This is a genomic window from Wolbachia endosymbiont of Drosophila barbarae, from assembly GCF_044752445.1.
Taxonomy (GTDB): Bacteria; Pseudomonadota; Alphaproteobacteria; order Rickettsiales; family Anaplasmataceae; genus Wolbachia; species Wolbachia pipientis.
Genome location: NZ_JBIXJM010000045.1, coordinates 1 through 2,972 on the forward strand (window position 1 = coordinate 1; position 2,972 = coordinate 2,972).

2 protein-coding genes and 1 pseudogene are annotated in these 2,972 nt (G+C 36.0%); 1 reads left to right on the plus strand and 2 read right to left on the minus strand.

Annotation, left to right across the window (positions count from 1 at the left end):
* Positions 1-28 precede the first annotated feature (28 nt).
* Positions 29-427, plus strand: coding sequence for a hypothetical protein (locus ACIPNH_RS00575; RefSeq protein WP_400770910.1), 399 nt, complete (start codon positions 29-31; stop codon positions 425-427).
* 5 nt (positions 428-432) lie between these two features.
* On the opposite strand, the gene lpdA is transcribed toward ACIPNH_RS00575, so the two are convergent.
* Positions 433-1,806: a dihydrolipoyl dehydrogenase gene (gene lpdA / locus ACIPNH_RS00580; protein WP_400770904.1), complete on the minus strand. Its 1,374-nt coding sequence runs from the start codon at positions 1,804-1,806 to the stop codon at positions 433-435.
* A gap of 75 nt (positions 1,807-1,881) precedes the next feature.
* Positions 1,882-2,795: pseudogene (locus tag ACIPNH_RS06715) on the minus strand (IS110 family transposase).
* Positions 2,796-2,972 lie beyond the last annotated feature (177 nt).

The following is a 2,972-nucleotide window of genomic DNA, read 5'->3' on the forward strand; positions in this document are numbered from 1 at the left end:
CTCAACCTCCTTATCATCTTCTATCCTTATCTTATCACATCCGGACTTCTATGAAAAGAGCTATAATAGTAAAAAAGAACCTAATGAGAAAAATAAACCTCAAGAACAAAGAGAAGGCAGAAGCGGAGGTTTTTTAGAACTGCTAAAAAATATAATAAAAATTCTTTTCAATTCGGTCGTTGACCTACCTGAGCACGAGCAGCATAATAAAATGAAAAGCACTAATCTACAACAAGGTTTGGATACTAAAGGAAAAGGCCCAGAAGATCTTCATCCAAAGGCAAAGCTTGAAGTTAAAGAAGCAGCTAAGGGATTGAAAGAAGAGTTACAGAATTCTGATGATGGTGGTAATCAATCTATTGAAACTAAAGTGCCTAATCAAACTACTACTCAAGACATTGACAACTCTAAAACGATGGAACGTTAGTTCAACTATTTAACATCTGCAGCAAGCACTGATTCATGTATCATCTCTGAAATGGTTGGATGAGGAAAAATCGTAGATTTTATGTCGAAGTCTGTTCCTTCTAGTTGCTTTGCAAGAGCAAAATTGCTAATTAACTCCGTTACTTCTGCACCTATCATGTGGCTACCCAGAATTTCTCCGGTTTTTTTATCTATAATCGTTTTCACTAACCCTTCAGTTTCACTGAGTGCAACAGACTTACCATTAAAGTTAGAGTGAAATTTTCCTATTTTTATATCATACCCACCTTTTATTGCCTGTTCCTCAGTAAGGCCGATGCTCGCTATTTGTGGATGAGAATAAGTGCAATTTGGTATGCATTCTTTTTTTAACGCATGAGCATTTTTACCAGCAATCTTTTCAATGCAGATCACGGCTTCATGGCTCGCTTTATGTGCTAAACATGGTGGGCCAGCTACATCACCTATTGCATACACATTTGATTCACTAGTTTCATACCATTCATTCGTTTCAATAAAGCCAGAAGGGCTTAATTTAATTTTTGTATTTTCTAAACCTATATTTTCAATATTTGCTTGAATTCCAACCGCAACAATCACCCTCTCAAATTCTTTGCTCTCACCACTACTTAGTAGCACTTGAGCAGAGTCTTTACTTTTAGTAAGAGCTTTTACGCTACTGCTTGTATATATTTCTATCCCCTGTTTTGTGAATATTTCTTGTGCTAAATCTGAAATGTCCTTATCCTCCAGCGGCAAAATAGTGCTCTTTATCTCTATGATTGTTACATCAACACCCAAAGTACTATAAAAACTTGCAAATTCTATTCCAATTGCACCAGACCCTATAATTAGTAGCGATTTTGGTAATCTCTCTGGAGTCATAGCGTGCTGCGCATTCCATATTAAATCTCCATCTGCCTCTATTCCAGGCAGATTCCGTGCCCTCACGCCTGTTGCTAAAATGATATGCTTGGAAACAATTTCTTGTTCTTCCTTATCGCTAACGACTTTTATAGTACCATTGCCTGCAAGTTTACCAAAACCTTGATGAACTTTGATATTATTTTTTTTCATCAAATATGCAACACCGCTTGACAATTTATCAACAACGTTTCTTGAGTATTTCACTATTGATTGTATATCAAAATTCGCTCCCTTTACTTCTATACCAAAATCTTTTGATCTTTTTATTAGCCTATAAACCTCAGATGCTCTAAGCAGTGATTTTGTTGGTATACATCCCCAATTTAAGCATATACCGCCTAAATTTTTTTCTTTTTCCACAATTGCAGTTTTAAACCCAAGCTGTGCCGCCCTAATTGCCGCTATATAACCACCAGGACCGCTACCTATAACCGTAATATCATACTCATTCATCAGTTTTCTTCGTATTCAAAAAGATTATATATAACAGATGGAACCCATACAATCAATGGTCTGTCATCTACCGTCTTAAGAGTCAAGATAAAAGTTGTTATTTTTTATCATGGCATTTAAACAAACGATAATTTTTCTCATGACAGCAACTAATGCAACCTTAGCAGCTTTGCCAGAATCAACCAAACGCTGATAAAACGCTTTCATTTTTCTGTTGTGGCGCATAGCAACAAGAGCTGACATGTATAGTGCTTTCCTTGCATAAAACCTGCCTCCTTTGATTTGAGCTTTGCCAACTTTTCTTCCACTTTCACTAGTTTTAGGTGCAACTCCAACTAAGCATGCAATTTCTCTATTCTCTAATCTACCAAGCTCAGGCACCTCTGTCAGTAGAACGCTCGTCGTCTTTGATCCAATACCTTTATAGCTGATTAAAAGCTCATTTTTTCCTTTCAATTCAGCTATTGCGTCTTCTATGTCTTGCCTAATTTCTTTCAATTGTTTTTCAGCAAACCCTATCTGTCTTTCTATGTATTCTCTAGCTTTTCCCGTCGCACTTTGCAGGCGACACTTGTTTGCATGAATTGCATCATTTAAATTACGCTCAACTGCCCCCAGCTCCTTTAATTCCTCTTGCTTTTGTGAAATTATACATCCTTTTACTTCACCGTCTTTACTGAAAAATTCAGCGTATTTTTCCAGTAATTTAGCATCTAACTTGTCAGTTTTTGCAAAATGATTGCAAGCTTTGGCAAATGCATATACCCGATTCGGGTGAGCTTTATGGACAGTTATCTTGCAACAATTTTATAATGAGCTTTTCATAGCCACCAGCTTACACATAACTTGATGGGTAAATCGACTATATTTGTTTCTATAAACTTAGATATAGCATCACTCACGTTTGCTATGCGCTTATGCTTGCCATTAATTGAGATGTCCAATGCTTCCTTGGAAACATCTACTCCCATGAAAATTATTCTAGCCATTTTTGTACCTATAAATATAATCAAACAATAATGCAAAATGCTGTATACAGGATTGTAATTCGATCTTTTAGATCCACCTACCGTTCGTACTACATTTTGCTTTAAGCCTTACTATTACCCACAAATAAAAACATAGTATTGTATTTACTCAAATAATTTAATTTTATTAACCTGAAA